General features: G+C 47.0%; 18 protein-coding genes. 6 read left to right on the top strand and 12 right to left on the bottom strand.

Going from position 1 to position 19,113, the window contains the following annotated elements; translation table 11 throughout:
• Positions 1-162: 162 nt before the first annotated feature.
• Both ACYZ97_RS11680 and ACYZ97_RS11675 read left to right on the top strand, forming a co-directional pair.
• The gene (locus tag ACYZ97_RS11680) at positions 163-2,121 is read left to right on the top strand and encodes an autotransporter assembly complex protein TamA (protein ID WP_473299056.1); all 1,959 of its coding nucleotides are present in this window, start codon (positions 163-165) and stop codon (positions 2,119-2,121) included.
• On the top strand, positions 2,122-6,036 hold the full coding sequence (locus ACYZ97_RS11675; RefSeq protein WP_473299054.1) for a translocation/assembly module TamB domain-containing protein: 3,915 nt from the start codon (positions 2,122-2,124) through the stop codon (positions 6,034-6,036).
• Here ACYZ97_RS11675 and ACYZ97_RS11670 read toward each other — a convergent pair.
• Complete coding sequence (locus ACYZ97_RS11670) at positions 6,030-6,464, bottom strand: hypothetical protein (RefSeq protein WP_473299052.1); 435 nt, start codon at positions 6,462-6,464, stop codon at positions 6,030-6,032. The two genes, ACYZ97_RS11675 and ACYZ97_RS11670, sit on opposite strands and share 7 nt — an antisense overlap.
• Positions 6,465-6,469: 5 nt before the next feature.
• Positions 6,470-7,318, bottom strand: a complete 849-nt coding sequence (gene dapD / locus ACYZ97_RS11665) for a 2,3,4,5-tetrahydropyridine-2,6-dicarboxylate N-succinyltransferase (protein WP_473299051.1) — start codon at positions 7,316-7,318, stop codon at positions 6,470-6,472.
• Positions 7,319-7,421: 103 nt separating this feature from the next.
• Between dapD and ACYZ97_RS11660 the strand changes: the two genes are divergently transcribed.
• Positions 7,422-8,261, top strand: a complete 840-nt coding sequence (locus tag ACYZ97_RS11660) for an LOG family protein (RefSeq protein ID WP_473299049.1) — start codon at positions 7,422-7,424, stop codon at positions 8,259-8,261.
• Here ACYZ97_RS11660 and ACYZ97_RS11655 read toward each other — a convergent pair.
• From ACYZ97_RS11655 to rph, 6 genes are all read right to left on the bottom strand, one after another.
• The gene (locus ACYZ97_RS11655) at positions 8,239-9,141 is read right to left on the bottom strand and encodes a DMT family transporter (protein WP_473299047.1); all 903 of its coding nucleotides are present in this window, start codon (positions 9,139-9,141) and stop codon (positions 8,239-8,241) included. The two genes, ACYZ97_RS11660 and ACYZ97_RS11655, sit on opposite strands and share 23 nt — an antisense overlap.
• Before the next feature lie 11 nt (positions 9,142-9,152).
• The gene (locus ACYZ97_RS11650) at positions 9,153-9,800 is read right to left on the bottom strand and encodes a pyrimidine 5'-nucleotidase (RefSeq protein ID WP_473299045.1); all 648 of its coding nucleotides are present in this window, start codon (positions 9,798-9,800) and stop codon (positions 9,153-9,155) included.
• A gap of 194 nt (positions 9,801-9,994) precedes the next feature.
• Entirely contained in the window at positions 9,995-10,900 is a 906-nt protein-coding gene (gene argB, locus ACYZ97_RS11645) for an acetylglutamate kinase (RefSeq protein WP_473299043.1), read from the bottom strand.
• A 65-nt stretch (positions 10,901-10,965) separates the two neighbouring features.
• Positions 10,966-12,123, bottom strand: a complete 1,158-nt coding sequence (gene hemW, locus ACYZ97_RS11640) for a radical SAM family heme chaperone HemW (protein ID WP_473299042.1) — start codon at positions 12,121-12,123, stop codon at positions 10,966-10,968.
• A gap of 4 nt (positions 12,124-12,127) precedes the next feature.
• Positions 12,128-12,775, bottom strand: a complete 648-nt coding sequence (rdgB, locus tag ACYZ97_RS11635; protein WP_473299040.1) for an RdgB/HAM1 family non-canonical purine NTP pyrophosphatase — start codon at positions 12,773-12,775, stop codon at positions 12,128-12,130.
• Positions 12,772-13,491, bottom strand: coding sequence for a ribonuclease PH (gene rph / locus ACYZ97_RS11630; protein WP_473299038.1), 720 nt, complete (start codon positions 13,489-13,491; stop codon positions 12,772-12,774). Before rph ends, rdgB begins: the two co-directional genes overlap by 4 nt.
• A 119-nt stretch (positions 13,492-13,610) precedes the next feature.
• On the opposite strand from rph, the gene hrcA reads away from it, so the two are divergent.
• Positions 13,611-14,672 carry a heat-inducible transcriptional repressor HrcA gene (hrcA, locus tag ACYZ97_RS11625; protein ID WP_473299037.1) on the top strand — a complete coding sequence of 354 codons (1,062 nt, stop codon included), beginning with the start codon at positions 13,611-13,613 and terminating at the stop codon, positions 14,670-14,672.
• 250 nt (positions 14,673-14,922) lie between these two features.
• Complete coding sequence (gene grpE / locus ACYZ97_RS11620; RefSeq protein WP_473299036.1) at positions 14,923-15,582, top strand: nucleotide exchange factor GrpE; 660 nt, start codon at positions 14,923-14,925, stop codon at positions 15,580-15,582.
• A gap of 61 nt (positions 15,583-15,643) precedes the next feature.
• Here grpE and ACYZ97_RS11615 read toward each other — a convergent pair whose 3' ends face one another.
• The 3 genes from ACYZ97_RS11615 to ACYZ97_RS11605 form a co-directional block, all read right to left on the bottom strand.
• Positions 15,644-15,979: a hypothetical protein gene (locus tag ACYZ97_RS11615; protein ID WP_473299034.1), complete on the bottom strand. Its 336-nt coding sequence runs from the start codon at positions 15,977-15,979 to the stop codon at positions 15,644-15,646.
• A gap of 61 nt (positions 15,980-16,040) precedes the next feature.
• On the bottom strand, positions 16,041-16,595 hold the full coding sequence (gene thpR / locus ACYZ97_RS11610) for an RNA 2',3'-cyclic phosphodiesterase (protein WP_473299032.1): 555 nt from the start codon (positions 16,593-16,595) through the stop codon (positions 16,041-16,043).
• 163 nt (positions 16,596-16,758) lie between these two features.
• Positions 16,759-17,535 (bottom strand): NAD(P)H-dependent oxidoreductase, encoded by a 777-nt coding sequence (locus ACYZ97_RS11605; protein WP_473299030.1) that lies wholly within the window; start codon positions 17,533-17,535, stop codon positions 16,759-16,761.
• 85 nt (positions 17,536-17,620) lie between these two features.
• Between ACYZ97_RS11605 and ACYZ97_RS11600 the strand changes: the two genes are divergently transcribed.
• Complete coding sequence (locus ACYZ97_RS11600) at positions 17,621-18,538, top strand: LysR family transcriptional regulator (protein ID WP_473299029.1); 918 nt, start codon at positions 17,621-17,623, stop codon at positions 18,536-18,538.
• A gap of 1 nt (position 18,539) precedes the next feature.
• Here ACYZ97_RS11600 and ACYZ97_RS11595 read toward each other — a convergent pair whose 3' ends face one another.
• Entirely contained in the window at positions 18,540-19,034 is a 495-nt protein-coding gene (locus ACYZ97_RS11595; RefSeq protein ID WP_473299027.1) for a GNAT family N-acetyltransferase, read from the bottom strand.
• Between the last annotated feature and the right edge of the window lie 79 nt (positions 19,035-19,113).

Raw genomic sequence — 19,113 nt, 5'->3', positions numbered from 1 at the left:
TCATTGACAAAAACAATCTAGAATAATTGATAGCGAATGTAACAGCGATGTGACACTGTCTAAGAAGTTTTGGTTATAATGAAGTCACTTGTTTTATTGATGCCATAAAGTCGCTATAGCAAGAGCTGATTATACGAGTACGAGTAACGGGTTCCCATCTGGATGCGTAAAAAAACAAACAATCGGGAAATAAAAAAGGCAGCGCTTGCGGCCGTTTCCTGTATTGCCCTCGCATTTTCCATGCCCCAACCTGCACAAGCATTTTCACTTTTTGGTGTCCATCTGTGGGGTAAGAAACAAGATCAAACTGCCGATGTCATCGGCGAACCCAAATATTATACGATCGATATTGTTGCCGCACCCGGTGCGGATAAAAACGGCATCAAAACTGTCAAAGCCGCATCCTCGCTGGTCGCCGATCATAAAAAACCGGCTTCTGGTTCTGCTGGACTATTGGCCAAGGCACGCGGTGACTATAAGAAAATTCTAGCATCACTTTATGCCGAAGGACGCTATGGCGGTATTATTTCCATCACCGTCAATGGTTATGAGGCTGCTGATCTTGCCGCCGACACTTCTCTGCCGGAACACTCTACAATTGTCATCACCATTGATCCAGGGCCACAATATCAATTCAACCGCGCCGACATTCACGAACTTGCTCCACCACCAACCAATAAAAAAGATAAAGTACCCTTGCCGCAAAATCAGGGATTTGTGAGTGGTGATGTCGCGACATCCGGCAACATATTGAAAGCTGGACAACTGGCCGTCGAAGGCTGGCGTCAGCAAGGCTACGCCAAGGCAGAAGTCAAAAACCGCAAAGTCGTCGCCGATCATGCTACCCATACAGTTGATGCCGATATCGAAGTCGAACCCGGTCAAAAAGCGCATTATGGCCCATTGACAGTCAAAAATGTTTCCAAGAAACAACGTATGGATTCAGCCTATGTCGCATGGATGACAGGTATCCATGAGGGGGATGAATATGACCCTGACGATCTTAGCAAAGCCAATAAACGTTTAGCAAAGCTTGAAGTTTTCCGCTCTGCCAATATTCGCGAAGCTGAAAAAATAAATCCTGACGGCTCTTTACCTCTTAATCTGATTGTCCAAGAACGTCCCCCCCGCCGTTTTGGGGTTGGTGGCAGCTACTCAACCCTTGATGGCGCCGGCATGGAAGCCTATTGGATGCACCGCAACCTTTTCGGCCATGCGGAAAAACTGCGGTTTGATGCCAAAATTAGCGGTGTTGGCGGCTCACAAGACGATTCCTACAATCCGAAAAACTTCAGTTATTTGCTCGGCACCACTTTTACACGCCCTGGTGTCATTACACCCGACACAAATTTTGTAGCCTCGCTAAAAGGCGAACGTGAGGTACTCGACAATTATACCGCAACCGGCGCTTATGGCCAAATGGGCCTTACCCATATCTTTACCGACGAGTTATCAGGCAATATCTATTTCAACGCCGCCCAAACAAAAACCGAAGATAATTATTTCGGCAATCGCGACTTTACCACAGTCGGCCTGCAAGGCGGACTTATCTATGACAGCCGTGACAACAAGGCCGACGCTAAAAACGGCTATTATGGCGAGTTGATGCTACAGCCGCTCTATGAAATCCAGTATGGCAATTTCATCGGCAAAGCGACCATTGAAGGACGCACCTATTATGCGCTCGACAAAAGCGAGAAATATGTACTGGCAGCCCGCGCAAAACTTGGCTCGATCACCGGCGCCGATGCAAAAGAAATTCCATCCAATATGCTGTTTTTTGCCGGTGGTGGCGGATCGGTTCGTGGTTATGGCTACCGTAATATCGGCATTCGGAAAAAGAACGGCAATGTCGTGGGCGGCAAATCCTTGACTGAAGGTTCAGTAGAAATGCGAACCATGATCACTGACACAATCGGCTTTGTCGGCTTTGTCGATGCCGGTGTCGTCGGTGAAGAATCCACACCCGACTTTGCTGAAAATACCAAAGTCGGCGCCGGTGTAGGCTTGCGTTACAAAACAGGTCTTGGACCTATGCGCCTTGATCTTGCCCTACCGCTTGACCGCGACAAGGGTGATCCGGACCTTGGTTTCTATATTGGTATTGGACAGGCATTCTAAATGAAAAAGAAACTGCTCATTCTGCTTGGTACTTTGATTATCCTCATCATCGGGGCATTAGTCTATGTTCAAAGCGCATTGAATACCGCACCGGATAAAACCAAGTCATGGATTTTAACAAAAATTGAGAATATCATTTCTTCACCCGATATGAAGATAAGCATTTCCAATGTCGAAGGTGCATTATGGGGCGAAACCCATATCCGTGAAATTACCATCGCCGATCGTGACGGTATCTGGCTCAAACTCGACAATATCAATCTTGATTTGAACCGCTTTGGCCTGATAGGCAAAAACGTCAATATCGCGCGTCTCCATGCCGATACTATCAATCTCTTACGCAAACCACTTTCTGCCAATGAACAGAAAAAAACAAAAGAACCATCGGAAGGTTTTTCTTATCCGCCACAATTGCCCGTTGCCATTGACCTGAAAAATCTTGATGTTCCGGTGATCCGCCTAGGCGAAAGCATTATCGGCCAATCAGCCGAATTATCGGCTATCGGCAATCTTACATTCAAGTCCAAGGCTCTATCGACGAAAATCGAACTCAAAAGATTGGATGCCGCTGGTACAGTTTACGCCGATATCAACCTGAAAGAGACCGTCGGCAACAACAATATCACCATCCATATCCAAGAGCCACAAAACGGCATTGTCGCCAATCTGGCACAATTTGAAGGACGTCCTGCTCTTGACTTCAATATTAAAGGACAAGGCAGCTGGACAGATCTGAATGCCGACATCACACTTGATGCCGACCATGCCCGCGTGCTTGACGGTAAAATTAAGCTGGCCTCACAAGATAAAGCTGTTGCGCTTAATACATCACTCAAAGGCCCGATTGCACGCATCATGCCATCCAACATTGGCCCTTTTCTGGGTGAGGAGACAACACTCGATCTTATAGGCGCCTTAAAAAAGACCTCTGATGGGCAGATTTTCTTTATCGACAGTCTATCAGTCAATGCCGGCGCACAATTGCAAGCTGTCGGCCAGTACAATCTCGGAAACGGCGCTTTTGATCTGAAAGCCACTGCCGATGTCGCCGATATGGCCAAGTTACATGATCTGGCCCAAGGCGGTCTTCATACCACGCTCACGGCACGCAACCAGAACAACATCATAAACATTGATGCCAAAGCCGAAATTGATAGCGCCGTTATTTCCGGCCGCAAACTTGAAGACACCACGGCCACCCTCAGCACCACGATCAACCGTCCCGATGCATCCTTCATGGAACTTGCCGGCCAAATACTGGTCAATGGAAAGTTCAATCATGAAATTCTCAATCTCAATGCCAATTTTTCCGATGATCAGACCGGACGACAGTTGAAAGAACTGCAATTATCACTGGGCAACATCAAAGTTGCCGGTAACCTGCGCCAAAGTAGAAATGCACTTATCAACGGTGCGCTGCATATTGATGCACCCGACATTGAAAGTCTCACGGCTCTGGCATTGCTTCAGGGTAAAGGTACAATCAAGGCGAATATCGCACTTGCAGACAATGGCGGCAAGCAAGAAGCCAATATTGTCGCGCGCGCCCAAAATGTACATATCGGCAATAAAGGTACCGCCCTTATCGATATAGAATCGCTTGATACCAATCTGGTATTGCATGATCTTTTTGGAAAGTTACAGGCTGACGGCAATGTAAATGCCAAGACAATAGCAACCGCAGGCTATATTATTCACCAATTGCAAGCCAAGGCTATTACTCAAGGCAATGATACAAATTTCGATATCAATGCCAATCTGCAAAATAATATTGCCGCCAGTCTTTCCGGTGCATTGACGCCGCTTGAAAACAAGGAATGGAATGCGCAATTCAACACGCTCAATATTAAGGGTCAGGACGTTGCGGTTCAAGCCAATAATCCGTTTGCCTTGCGTCTTTCACAAACCGGCATCACTGTCTCGTCATTCTACCTTAATGTCAATGACGGTCATATCAAAGCCGACGGTGTCATTGCCGATGACCTCGGCATTGAAATCAATATGCAACGCCTGCCACTCTCTCTCGCTAACCTTGTTAAACCAGAATTGGGTCTGAGCGGCACCCTTTCCGGCGGTATCAACATTAATGGTCACAAAACCAGTCCCGACCTTTCTTTCAACTTTCAAGGACGTGATCTTTCCAGCGCCCTGTTACGTGAAAAAAATGTTCCAACCATCAATCTCGATGCACAAGGATCCACCAAGAATAATATGCTCGATTTCAATGCCGATATCGCTGGCGGTGGTCTGGATATCAATGCGGCAGGGCATGTACCGATGGGCAATGGCAATCTTGATGTAAATGTCAATCTGCGTAATCTGCCGGTCACCCTCGCCAACGGCTTCGTTGCAAACCAGAATCTTGGTGGCGCCATCAATGGTACCGCCCATATCACCGGTAATATACAAAATCCTTCAGCCAGTTTCAGCCTGACCGGTCAGTCTTTAAGCGCCAAAACGCTTGCCGATAATGGTCTTGCGCCGCTCAGCCTGAAAGGTAACGGCACATTCGCCAATAACCGGCTCGCGCTTGAAAACTTTAGCGCCAATGGGCCGCAGAATCTTAATATCAATGCGCATGGTGCCCTTCCGCTTTCCGGCAACGGCCTCGATCTGAAAATTGACGGTTCAGCCCCGCTCGGCCTTGCCAACAAGATTCTGGCCGAGCGCGGTGCGCAAGCGACAGGCACATTGAATCTGAATGCTACTGTGCAAGGCTCCATTACCAATCCACGCCTTGGTGGTTCTTTCAATGTCGCCAATGGCTCTTTCATTGATGCAGAAAGCAATCTTCATCTCAAAGGCATTAATGTCACCGGAAGTCTGCAAGGTGACAGGATTGCCATTGATTCAATCCAGGCGCAATCATCAGCCGGTGGAGGACTTTCAGCCAGCGGTTACGTCTCAACAGATGCAGCACAGAATTTCCCGGCCGATATTCATGTCAATCTCGACCACTTCCGCTATGCCGATGGTAAAATGGTAATCGCCACTGTTAATGGACAGGTTTCTGTCAGCGGTGCTTTGTTACATGATCCGGTCATTGGCGGTGATATTACCATTGAACATGCTGAAATCACAGTACCCAGCACTTTTGGCGGCGCATCCCAATTCGATGTTGATCATAAAAATATGACACCGCCTGTTGCAACAACACTGGAACGAGCACGCATTGATATTGCAAAAAATAGCGCACCGGTTCCTACTGCGCGGCCAAGCGTGCCACAACTTAAAATGCGTATCCGCGCCCCCAACCAGATATTTGTCCGCGGTCGTGGACTGGATGTAGAATTAGGTGGCAATCTCGGACTGGTCGGCCCTGTTACCAATATTCGCCCTATCGGTGCTTTCAATATGTTGCGTGGCCGTTTTGATATTCTATCGCAACGCCTGACATTTGACGAAGGCCGTGTCACCATGAGCGGAAACATGAATCCCGATCTCTATTTCGTCGCTCGTACCGAAGGGCAGGATATTGTTGTAACCGTTACAGTTTCCGGTACAGTACAAGATCTCAAGATCGACTTTGCATCACAACCCGAATTGCCTCAGGATGAAGTCTTGGCCCAACTTATCTTCAACCGTTCTATTGGCGAGCTTTCTGCTTTCCAGGTTGCGCAATTGGCTTCGGCAGCAGCAGAGCTTGCCGGTGTCACCAATAATTCGCTGCTGGGTGCACTTCGCGCCAATACCGGCCTTGACGATCTTGATGTCATTACCGATGCCCAAGGCAATACCGGTGTGCGGGCAGGCCGTTATATCCGCGACAACATCTATCTCGGTGTAGAAGCCGGATCCGGCGGCAACACCAAAGGCACGGTCAATCTCGATATATCCAAAAATACCAAAGCTAAAGGATCACTTGGCGCAGAAGGAGATTCCAGTGTCGGTGTCTTCTATGAAAAAGACTATTGATCAGCCCTGTTTTTAGAAACGTATGTCCCCATAAAATCGCAGAGCAACCAATTAATGAAAGCTATAGGAAAAAAAACAATAAGCAGTTTTATACCGCTAAAAAAGTACTGACCGAGAGTGAAATCAAGTTCCTTATAAACAAAAAATATTAAAAGAAGAAGATAAAGAGCAATGACCGCAGTCACCAGATGATAAGTAAAACTGGCATAACCGCTCTCAAGAACCTTGATGGCAACAGGTACAGCTATCAGCAGACCACATACGCCAAAGGTCGCAGTAAAAGCAAAAAAAGATTGTATGTCGAGTAACTCACCACTAACGATAGAAACGGCAACAACGCCAACAAGCCCACAGACAATCACACAAATGAAAAAAGCAAGCAGCGCCTTTTTGTCATGATTCTTATATTCATGTTCACTATCCGACATCAGAATTAATCTCTCAAAAGATCATTGATTGAGGTTTTAGAACGGGTCTTTTCATCAACACGCTTAACGATCACCGCACAATAAAGGCTGGGGCCTTCCTGACCATTTGGGAATGGCTTGCCCGGCATGGTACCGGCAACAACAACCGAATAGGGAGGCACTTCGCCATAAGTGATTTCACCGGTCGCACGATCGACAATTTTGGTTGATTTGCCGATATAGACACCCATGCCCAATACGGCACCTTCGCGGATAATACAACCTTCAACCACTTCTGAACGTGCTCCGATAAAGCAATTATCCTCAATAATGGTCGGGCCGGCCTGTAATGGCTCCAACACACCGCCGATACCAACGCCGCCGGATAAATGCACATGTTTGCCGATCTGCGCACAAGACCCGACCGTTGCCCATGTATCAACCATGGTGCCTTCATCAACATAGGCGCCAAGATTGACAAAAGACGGCATCAAAACAACACTGGGCGCAATAAAGGCTGAATGGCGTACCACCGCATTGGGCACAGCGCGAAACGCTGCCTTTTCAAAATGACCGGCACCCCAACCGTCAAATTTCGACGGCACCTTGTCCCACCAGCTTGAACCATCCGGCCCACCGGAAATCAACCCCATAGCATTCAACCGGAAAGAAAGTAGCACAGCCTTTTTTAGCCATTGATTGACATGCCACACACCATTGGCTTGACGTTCAGCCACACGCAGTTCACCCTTATCAAGCAGGTCAAGAGCTGTCTCCACAGCGTCACGGACTTCGCCTTTGGTCGAAACATTGACATGCTCACGTTCATCAAACGCTTTTTCAATGATGTTTTCCAATTGTGTACGATCGGCCATCTTATCTCTCCGTTAAGCAAGTCTAAAGGGTCAAGGCTTTATATTTTTGACCTAAACCATGAATCGGAAGCGGTCAATCATATTGAATGGAAAGGTAACGTATATGTCACGTGAAGAACAAAATGGCTGGTCACCTTTTCCCCATTCACACGAAGATGCCGGCCATCTGCATGAAGTACCGGATACACTGCAAACCCGTTCGCCGGCCTATCGCCTCGCCTATACCGATCAGGACTTTTTGACACGCCATGAATTACGCTCGATCCGTATTGGGCTAGAACTGACAAAGCCGGAAATTGGTCTGACAGAACGAGGCATCCATTCAACCGTTGTCCTTTTTGGCGGCGCCCGTATTCCTGAACCCGGACAAGACGCATGGGCAGCCAAAAACGAACAACAGAAGAAAAATCTTGAAGCCGCATCGCGCTACTATACAGAGGCACGCGAATTTGCAAAATTATGCTCTGAATATTCTGCCACTACCTATCACCGCGATTTTGTTATTGTAACCGGCGGTGGCCCGGGCGTAATGGAAGCAGGAAACCGTGGCGCAGCCGATGTCGGCGCACCCAGTATCGGACTCAACATCGTATTGCCGCATGAACAGGCCCCAAATCAATATGTTACGCCGGAGCTTTGCTTTAATTTCCATTATTTCGCCATGCGCAAAATGCATTTTTTAACCCGCGCCCGCGCCTTGGCAATCTTTCCTGGCGGTTTCGGTACTATGGATGAATTATTTGAAGCACTGACATTGATCCAGACCGGCCGTATGCACCGCGTTCCCGTTTTGATGTTCGGCAAGGAGTTCTGGAATAATGTCCTCAACATCCCCTATCTTGCCGAACAGGGCACCATCTCTCCATCCGATGTCGAGCTATTGACTTTTGTTGACAGTGCAACCGAAGGCTGGAATGCGATCAAGGAATTCTATCAGCTTTAACGGTTTTTTTAAGGCGCAATTCAGCCAATAGAATACCTGCCCAAATAAAAGCGGCACCAACAAACGCCATCGGCGCCAGACGATCACCGGCTATACGGCCGAATATACCGCCCCAAACTGGCTCACAGGCATAGATAATGGTAGCACGTGTGGGTGAGACAGATTTTTGCGCCCAGTTCATCGCCAGCTGGATCACCGCACTCATGACCCCCAATGTGACCGCCGCCAAAATCCAGCCCCATGAAAAGGCCGGTATTTCCTCACCGGTTATCGGCATAAACAAGAGTGAAAAAACACCGCCCATAAAAAGCTGTACCACCGTGATGCGACGGCTATCCGTACCATTGGCAAAAAGACTGATCAGAATAATAAAAACCGCAACCGATACAGCGGCAAGAACCGTCGATATTTCACCTTGCGAAAAAGAAAAATGCATCGCATCGGGACCTGAAAGTAATATCAAACCAATAAAAGCAGACAAAGCCCCGACCCAACTCATCAAGCGCGGTCGTTTTCTTAACAAAGCCCATTGCAAAATCGGCACCATCGGCACATAGAGCGCCGTAATAAAAGCCGAATGACTGCTGGTAATGGTTTTAAGCCCAAAACTTTGCAATGAAAAAGCCAAACACAGAAAAAGTCCGATCAGACTCCCCGTCCAGAATTCACGCAGGGTCAGCCCTTTTAACAACTTGAAAAATACAAGCGCTAAAATAGAACCTCCGACCATAAAACGTACGGTCACAAAAGCCAGCGGTCCGGCCTCTCGCATACCCAAATGGATAATCAGAAAAGTACTGCCCCAAATAATCGTAATGCCGATCAAGGCCCATTCCTGAACAGTAAAAAAAATGAATTTGCGTGTCTCAGTGCCCGACATCTGTATTACAATCACAAATAACGGTCAAAAAAGGCTATCAGACAATCCGCCTGCGCATCAATATAATCTGGCAATGGCTCTATATGCGGTCCAATCAGCACAGTATGCATGCCGACCTGTTTACAGCTTTGCAAATTCATCAATGAATCCTCGAACATGATCGCACAGCCCGGCTCTATGTCATATTTTTGCAAAAATTTCTCATAGGTTTCAATCTTGGGCTTGGGGATAAGATCGGCTGCGGTAATATCATAAATATCGTTAAATATACCGGTCAAGGCCATCCTTTCCAATGCACGTTCAGCATGGGGCCGGTCACCATTGGTAAAGAGATATTTATATCCTTGAAGCTTTTCCATAATGGATTTCAATGCCGGATCCGGCTTGAGCGCGGAATAGTCGATATCATGCACTTTTTGTAAAAAATCTGCTGGATCAACCTTATATTCAGCCATCAATCCCTGCAGAGCACCGCCATATTCCTGACGGAAATATATACGCAAATCATCTACTGTTCCATCATCGATACCAAGGCTATTTTTAATATAGGCGCTGATCAGATCGCTGATCTGTGTCCATAATCCGCTCTCACGCGGATAAAGCGTATCATCAAGATCGAATATCCATGTATTGATATTATTTAATTTTTGCTGGAGCACCACGAAAATTCATACTCTTCATTCAAAGAAAACCAGGAAAGTCACATAATAAGAATTCATCTCTGGGAACAGAGCCTATCAATAAAGGAGCCACCATAAAAATTAAGCGCCAACGGCACACAGGCAGACGTAACACCCACAAGGCCTACCAACAGAACCATCCTCATCATAAATATGATGCATGACATGGATATTTACGGCACAATCAATGTACCGGCACCACGCTCGGTGAACAATTCTAAAAGCACCGAATGGGCTGTCTTGCCATTAAGGATAACCACACCTTCTACACCGCGCTGGATCGCCTCGATACAGGTTTCAACCTTAGGAATCATACCACCAGAAATTGTCCCGTCCCTGATCAGATCACGCGCCTGATTGACAGTCAGTTCTTTAAACAGCTTACCGTCCTTGTCCAGCACACCCGGAACATCGGTCAGGAACAATAAACGCTTGGCATTTAGCGCACCAGCAATTGCACCGGCAAATGTATCGGCATTGATATTATATGTATGGCCGTCACGACCGGGGGCGACAGGCGCCAGCACCGGAATCATTTCCGAACGTGCAAGTAAATCAAGAAGCGTACGATCAACTTCTACCGGCTCCCCGACAAAGCCCAGATCCAGAACGCGCTCGATATTGGAATCAGGGTCAATCACGGTCTTTTTTGCCTTTTCGGCAAAGACCATATTGCCATCCTTGCCGCACAGACCAATTGCCCATTCGCCTTCGGCATTGATCATCGCAACAATTTCCTTATTGATGGAACCGGCCAGCACCATCTCGACAATTTCGACCGTCTTTTCATCGGTGACCCGAAGGCCACCTTCAAATTTTGATTCAAGACCGATTTTTTTCAACATATTGGCAATCTGCGGACCACCGCCATGAACGACAATCGGGTTGATGCCGGATTGCTTCAAAAGCGCAATATCACGGGCAAAGGCGCGGCCAAGCTCCGGATCACCCATGGCATGACCACCATATTTAACGACAACCGTCTTGTTTTCATATTTCTGCATATAGGGAAGCGCAGAAGAAAGAAGGGCTGCTTGTTTTTCAGCAGCTTCGGCAGCAGCATCTAAAGCGTCGGACATAAGACATTCTCCGAAAATTTGTTTTTTCTGTATTAACCGATCAATGATCTCTTGGAAACAGGTTTTTAGGATGCCAGCTCTCTAATAATATGATCAAGCAGAACACGTCCTTCAGCCGTGGCACGCAAACGATGATTGCTTATCGGTTCGATAAGTCCATGAGCCTGTAGTTCAGCAATCTTTTGTGAGGGCAGACTACGATTCGCCAATGCTTCATAGCGGGTTACATCAAAACCTTCATAAAGCCGTAATCCCATCAACAACATTTCATCGGCCTGTTGATCACGATTAAGGTGTTCTTCTTCAATAATGCCATGGCCATTTTCTTCCACCAATTGAAGCCACTTTTCCGGTAATTTCTCAGTGATCGTTACTGTTCTCTTTTCATGACCATCCTCGACAAACCGCCCATGGGCACCGGGTCCGATACCAACATATTGCTGATAACGCCAATAAAGAAGATTATGGCGCGACTCGGCACCGGATACTGCGTGGTTGGATATTTCATAGGCTGGTAAGCCGCGGCTTGCCGTTATTCCTTGTGTTATTTGATAAAGATCGGCAGCATGTTCCGGCTCAGGCATTTTAAGTTTTCCAGCCTCATAAAGCCGCTGAAACATCGTCCCTTCTTCAATTGTCAATTGATAAAGTGATAAATGATCTGCCGCCAGATCAATCGCCTGATGCAACTCTTTTTCCCATGAATCCAAATTCTGGTCAGGGCGTGCATAAATCAAATCAAACGAAAGCCTCGGAAAAATTTCGCGGGCAAGACCGATAGCATAGCGGGCTTGAGCGACATCATGCAATCGCCCGAGCCGTCTTAATTCGTTATCATCCAATGCCTGCACGCCCAAAGACAAACGGTTGACACCGGCGGCACGATAAGCCTTGAAACGATCTGCCTCTACACTTGATGGATTGGCTTCCATGGTGATTTCAGCCTGATTATCAATCGTCCAATATTTGGCAATACTTTCCAAAACAGACGCCAATGTCTTCGGTTCCATCAGACTTGGTGTGCCGCCACCAATAAAAATACTGGTAACATGGCGCGCACCTATACGTTGACGCATCATCGCCATTTCACGATCATAGGCCTTGGTATAAAGGCTTTGATCAACACCCCCATGACGGACATGGGAATTAAAATCACAATAGGGGCATTTGGCAGCACAAAAGGGCCAATGTACATAAACACCAAACGCTTCGGTCTTGTTCATGGCCTTATTGGACGCCCAATATTGCCTCGGCAAACAGCTTGAAAGCACGCGCACGATGTGAAAGGGCCGTTTTATCACCCGGCTTCCAACCATGTTTTTCCTGGGCTGTCATTTCACCAAAGGTCTTATCATAACCTTCCGGCCTGAACATCGGATCAAAACCGAATCCATCACCACTACGTGGCGGCCAAACCAACGTACCTTTAATTTCACCGCGAAAATATTCAGCATGACCATCCGGCCAAGCAATGCAGATTACCGAAACAAACCGGCCGGAACGCTGGCTTTCATCTGTAGCTCCTGCCTTTTGCAAGGCATCTTCAACCTTTTGCATAGCCTTTATAAAATCACGCTTGCCATCAGGCTGAATGGCCCAATCTGCGGTATAGACACCCGGTGCCCCATCCAATGCATCAGCCGCCATACCAGAATCATCTGACAATGCTGGAAGCCCCGTAGCTGCAGCCGCCGCAAAAGCTTTGATATAGGCATTTTCTTCAAATGTTGTGCCCGTTTCTTCCGGTTCTGGTAGGCCCAATCCGCCTGCCGATTGTGTTTCAAAACCGAATGGCCCGATCAGATCGGCAATCTCTTTCAGTTTTCCAGCATTATGGGTAGCAACAACCAGCTTCTTGCCTTCAAGCTTTCTCATTCGGCAACGGCCTTTTTCTGCAATTCTACCAATTGGGCAATGCCACTCTTGGCAAGCGTTTTCAGCGTATTGAATTCATCATCCGAAAACGGTTCACCCTCGGCCGTGCCCTGGATTTCAACAATACCGCCACGGCCGGTCATAACAAAATTGGCATCCGTTTCAGCGTTGGAATCTTCCACATAATCGAGATCAATAACCGGTGTTCCCTGATAAATGCCGCAAGAAATAGCCGCTACATGATCTTTCAACACCTTGTCGCGCAAAACCATCTGGCGAGACTGCATCCAGCTCAGACAATCATAAAGTGCAATCCATGCGCCGGTAATCGAAGCCGTACGCGTACCGCCATCAGCCTGTATCACATCACAATCAATTGTAATCTGCATTTCACCCAAAGCCTGCAAATCCACGACTGCACGCAATGAACGCGAAATCAAACGCTGGATTTCCAAAGTACGACCACCCTGTTTGCCGGAAGAAGCTTCACGGCGCATACGATCACCGGTCGAGCGCGGCAACATACCATATTCGGCTGTTACCCAGCCCTTGCCGCTATTGCGCATCCAGCCCGGCACACGCTCTTCAAGACTTGCTGTGCATAAAACATGGGTGTCACCGAATTTAACAAGGCAGGAGCCTTCAGCATGCTTATTAACATTGCGGATAAAAGACACTTCCCGCATCTGGTCGGCCGCACGATTGGATGGACGCATAAAAACCTCACTTGATTTATCTTCAAGCTTTTCTTTAGACTATTTGACCACACTTTGGCAAAACCTATATAAGAAAAACTTCCGCAACAGATATTCTATAACGTTAAATGGATAGAGCCATGGCACTAACCGATGACATGAAAAGTCTTGACGAGCGCTCACGCGATATTTTTCGCTCTATTGTTGAAAGTTACCTCAATGATGGCGAACCCGTCGGCTCGCGCAATCTTTCCCGATTGCTGCCGCAATCGCTATCACCGGCAACCATCCGCAATGTCATGAGCGACCTTGAACATCTGGGGTTGATCTATTCACCCCATGTCTCTGCAGGCCGGATGCCAACCCAATCGGGCCTTCGCTTTTTTGTCGATGCCTTTATGGAAGTAGGCGATCTGCCGCCTGACGAACGTCAATCCATCGAATCGCAAGTACGTGAGGCGGGCCATGCAGAATCAGTCGAGCAATTTTTGACCGAGGCCAGCCAAATTTTATCAGGCCTCTCGCGTGGTGCCGGACTGGTACTGGCTACCAAAACAGAAGGAACATTGAAACATATCGAATTTGTCCGACTCGATTCAAAACGTGCTTTAGCTGTTCTAGTCAGCCAGAATGGCGATGTCGAAAACCGCATTATTGAATTACCCGAAGGTGTGACATTGTCGCAGCTGACAGAGGCGACCAATTTTCTTAATGCCCATATTCAAGGTCGTACGCTTTCAGAAGCAAAACTCGAAATTGCACGGCTACGCGAAGAAACACGCGCAGCACTTGATGCACTTTCACAACAATTGGTCGATGCAGGTCTAGCCATATGGGGCGGCGAGGGCCAAAATCAAAAAACCCAGCTGATTGTACGCGGACGAGGCAATCTACTGGAAGACATTAAGGCCTCAGACGATCTCGCACGTTTGAAACACCTGTTCGATGATCTGGAAACCCGTGAAAGCATGGTGCAATTGCTGGATCTGGCCGAAGGTGGATCAGGCGTACGCATTTTTATCGGATCAGAAAACAAACTATTTTCGCTTTCCGGTTCTTCTCTGGTTGTCGCGCCTTATCGCGATAGCGAGCAACGGGTCATTGGCGCACTTGGCGTTATCGGTCCGACACGATTGAATTATGCACGCATCGTGCCAATGGTTGACTATACAGCCCAACTTGTTTCAAGACTTTTGAGATAAAATGAGCTGCCTCTACATACAGCCTACATCCTCAACCTTGATTTATGAGCGATCCTTGCCGAAGTAAATTAAAGACCCGTGGAAAACAAACTTGCACCAGATACCTTTCTTGTTGTTTGCGACATAAAGGTTTTTATTCTTACCTCTTGATTTTTTATATCCAAACCTCAATATCGGTGGCAGAAACAAATCGATCTGCAATCTATCACAATAGATTTGTAGAAATCCCAAAAAGAAATGGAATGCTCATATGTCTGATGAAAATGATCTGGAAAACCGCGACCTTAAAAATCCGGCGGATCGCGAGGCATTAAAAAAGGCGGCTGATGATTTTCTGAAAAATCGCAAGGCAGAAGCTGCAGCCGAAGCATTCGAAGACGAAAAAGCCGATGAAGGCGCTGATCCTGTTGCAGCCCTTGCTGCCGAAAATGAAGAATTGAAAGACCAGGTATTGCGTGTAGCGGCCGAGATGGAAAATCTGCGGCGCCGTACAGCCAAAGATGTGGCTGATGCAAAATCCTACTCAATTGCCAATTTTGCTCGTGACATGCTATCGGTTTCCGACAATTTGGCCCGTGCTCTGGAAGCAATCCCTGCCGATGCCCGTGAAGCCGATGAAAGTCTGAAAGCCTTGGCAGAAGGCGTTGAGATGACCGAACGCGCCATGATGGCGGCGATGGAACGTCATGGCGTTAAAAAAATCGAGCCGGAAGGACAAAAATTCGATCCTAATTTCCATCAGGCGATGTTTGAAATTCCTAATGCAGATGTCCCTAATAATACAGTCCAACAGGTCGTGCAGGCTGGATATGTCATTGGCGATCGGGTACTACGTCCAGCCATGGTAGGCGTAAGTAAAGGCGGCCCAAAAGAAACAGCGGAAAACCCGCAAGGCGAACCTTCTGTATAAAGCAGGGCAAAGAAAAACCCGCCTCATCATCATGAAGCGGATTTTTTATTAAATCTTATATTTAATGGTTTGCAACTTGACCGAGATCAGCCTTGATGGCTGTCAATGCCTCGTCAAGCTGAACACAAGGTGCATCCGGCAGGCCTGAGCGGGTAAGATTGGCACGTACGTCAACAATCTTTTGCGCCCAATCCTTTGATACTTTTGTATTTTGCGGCTTCAGTTGATTATAATAAAGCTGGTTCAATTCAACTTTTTTCTTTTCAATCACTTTAAATGTGCATTTTGAATAGGCCTCGGGCACATTCGGGTAACCAACCAAATCAGCAGCGTTTGCTGATAAACCAAAACTTGCGCCCATGCCAACAAATGCCAGCGCCAAAACTATTTTTTTCATCGTTATCCCTCACCATATTCAAGGCCGAATCAATATACGAATATGTATATATTAAAACACTTTAAACCAACAGAGGTTGTTTTTCTCTTAACGCCCAGCTTTCTTCAATGACATATGGACCACCGCCAACCGATTCCTTAGATGACATCAATACAAAACGATTTACGTGAAACGGTGGACATAAAAAATGACCACGTGTTGAAAGATAAGGCAGAAGATCGTCCAAACGCACCTGCCGTAACCTTGCCACCGTGACATGTGGCACAAAGCGTGTCTTCTCTGTTGTTATTCCCAATCGTTTGGCAATACGGTCAATTTCGCTCTGCAGCTGGTCGAGCGCATCCGATGGTTCAACCCGGGCAAAAAGCGAATGCGGTTTTTTAGAACCGAAAATATCAATTCCATTCAAGGATAGATCAAAAGGTGGACGTTCAACACGATCAAGTGCATAGACCAATTCATCGGCAATATGGTTTTCCATATTACCAAAGAAACGCAAGGTTATATGATAATTTTCAGCATCAATCCAACGTGCACCGGGCAAGCCGCCCCTTAACAATGAAAGAGACAGCGAAGCCTGATGGGGAATTTCCAAAGCGGCAAATAAACGTGGCATGCGCATGTCTCCTAAAAATGGAAACCGGTTTCAGGATAACGACATGCGCCCAAAAGGGCATATCACCTCGTGATTCTTGTTAGCTCATTGAAACATCGATTCCCTAATCTGACAAGACATCAATGCCGTTATCCCAATACCATGATACCAAATAATATAGGAACTATTCACGATGAACCGACAGACCTGTTTTCCCAGGGCTATATTGCGGCTTCAAAACAAGATCGGGTATCGTATAGGCGCCATCATTCTGTTTACGATAAGCAATCGGCTCATCTATCCAAAAACGATCAAGCCGCAATTGTAAATCCGTACAAATATCCTCATATCGCTTTTTGTCGATCTTACCGGTGCGATGAACAACAAAAGGCGGCATAACACTAAATCCCGGATAAAATAGCAAGCCGTGCTGGATCGGAAACAGTAACTCATCCATAGAACCATTGATACCGCGCGGGCTAAAATGAGATTCCCAGCCACCGGTTGTCACCAGCAGCATGGCTCTTTTGCCGCTCATCTTGCCTTCGCCATAACGGTCACCCCAATGGCTTGGTGTGTAATCACCTACACCATAACTGAAACCATAGGCATAAACCCGATCAATCCAGCCCTTCATAATCGCCGGCATGGCAAACCACCAAAGAGGAAACTGGAAAATAACCGTATCCGCCCATAAAAGCTTTTGCTGCTCGGCAATAATATCATCACTCAATGTGCCATTTTTAAAAGCACGTTCCGAATCCTTCATAGCATCAAACGCAGAATCGGGTGATGCCAGTCCTGTATCACGCGCATCCAGAGTCGTTTTCCATTCCATCTGATAAAGATCTGAAACTTGAACTTTATGGCCGTGCTCTTCCAGATACCGTACCATAAAATCCTTGAGTGCCCCATTGAGCGAACGCGGTTCGGGGTGGGCATAGATAATCAGTGTTTTCATCAATTTTATCTCCAATCAAATAAGATGAAACCTAATCCCATCCATGGTATAGTTAAAATTGATTATCCAAATAATAGGTATAGCTGTGGTAAATATCAAAACTGTCGATCTTAATTTGCTTGTCACATTGGACACGTTGTTGAGCGAGCTTAATGTATCACGTGCAGCAAGAAAGTTGAACTTATCCCAGCCTTCAGTCAGCGCCCAACTTGCCAGACTGCGACATATATTCAATGATCCATTGCTGCTTCCCGGCCCGCGCGGTATGCAAGCAACAGCACGGGCTGATGCTTTACGCGCACCTTTGAAAGAGGCGCTTGAAACACTGCATAAGGTGATATCAAACCAACCGGTATTCAACCCCGCCACAGCACAAAAAACATGGCATATCGCTGCCTCTGACTATAGCGAAACGACCATTTTTCTACCCCTCGTCAATGCCTTGAGAAAAGCCGCACCGATGTCGCGCCTCGCCATACGCAATCTCGAACCGCAAACACTGGGACGGCTTGCCGATCAAGGTGAAATTGATATGGCTTTTCATACCTGCCCGGAAGCCCCGCCTCATATGCGCCACAAAACACTTTTGAAAGAAAATTATGTTTTAACTATGCGGAAAGATCATCCACAAATTGAAAATGCAACAAAGCTGGATGGTTTTTGTAGCTTAGAGCATGTGATTGTCTCACCCAACGGCGGGGGCTTCCATGCTGCAACGGATGAAGCACTTCAAACCATTGGTAGAACACGAAAGGTCGTGCTTTCAGTGCCACATTTTCTTGTTGCCCGCCATATCATTGAAACAAGCGATCTGGTTGGTGTTTTACCCGCACGATTGGTATCCTCGTGTGACACACTGGCCACATTCATCCCGCCGCTTGAAGTCAGCGGTTTTGAAATTGCCATGCTCTGGCATGAACGCCTGCACCGTGATCCCGCCCATCAATGGTTGAGACAATTTATCATTAATGAGATAAAACAGTCAGGCAATACAAGGTTATAGTTTAGTACCAGGTATATTCACCGGCATTGCTAGCTTCTGCAACGGTCTTGATCATAAACAGACTAGGCATTTCGCCAAACAGCGAGCCTTTGACAATATCAATAACAGAAAATCCGTTTTGACGGAAAAAGTCACGCGCAGCAGAAAAGTGCCCGCCAAAACCTTCTTCGGATGGAATTTTGGCAATCAGAAAACGTGCACCTGCCTCACGCAGATTATCTTCTATCTTACCAAGTAAAGCACGTCCAACACCCTGACGTTGTGCCGATGGCAACACAGCCATAACTGCTATTTCAAATGCGGTCGGGGCTGTCTGTCTGATACTGGCAAAACCGCTGATAATACCATTCAGATCAGCAGAATAGGTACCAAGCTCCATCATATGGGTGATAACTTTTTCACGCAGCGCCTTATCTTGAGAAAAAACAGATGTTTCTTCCAATATACGGCGTCCTATATCCGCCTTGTCGTAAAGTGCTTTATTGACAAAAACCATGCGCCTTCCAACTCTATTCATATACCATTCGATCAACTACATAGCGCAAAAAAAACACTACGACCATGTCCAGCACCAC

The sequence above is a fragment of the Bartonella sp. bp_1 genome (genome assembly GCF_055808085.1).
This window is presented reverse-complemented; position numbering and strand designations above follow the sequence as displayed.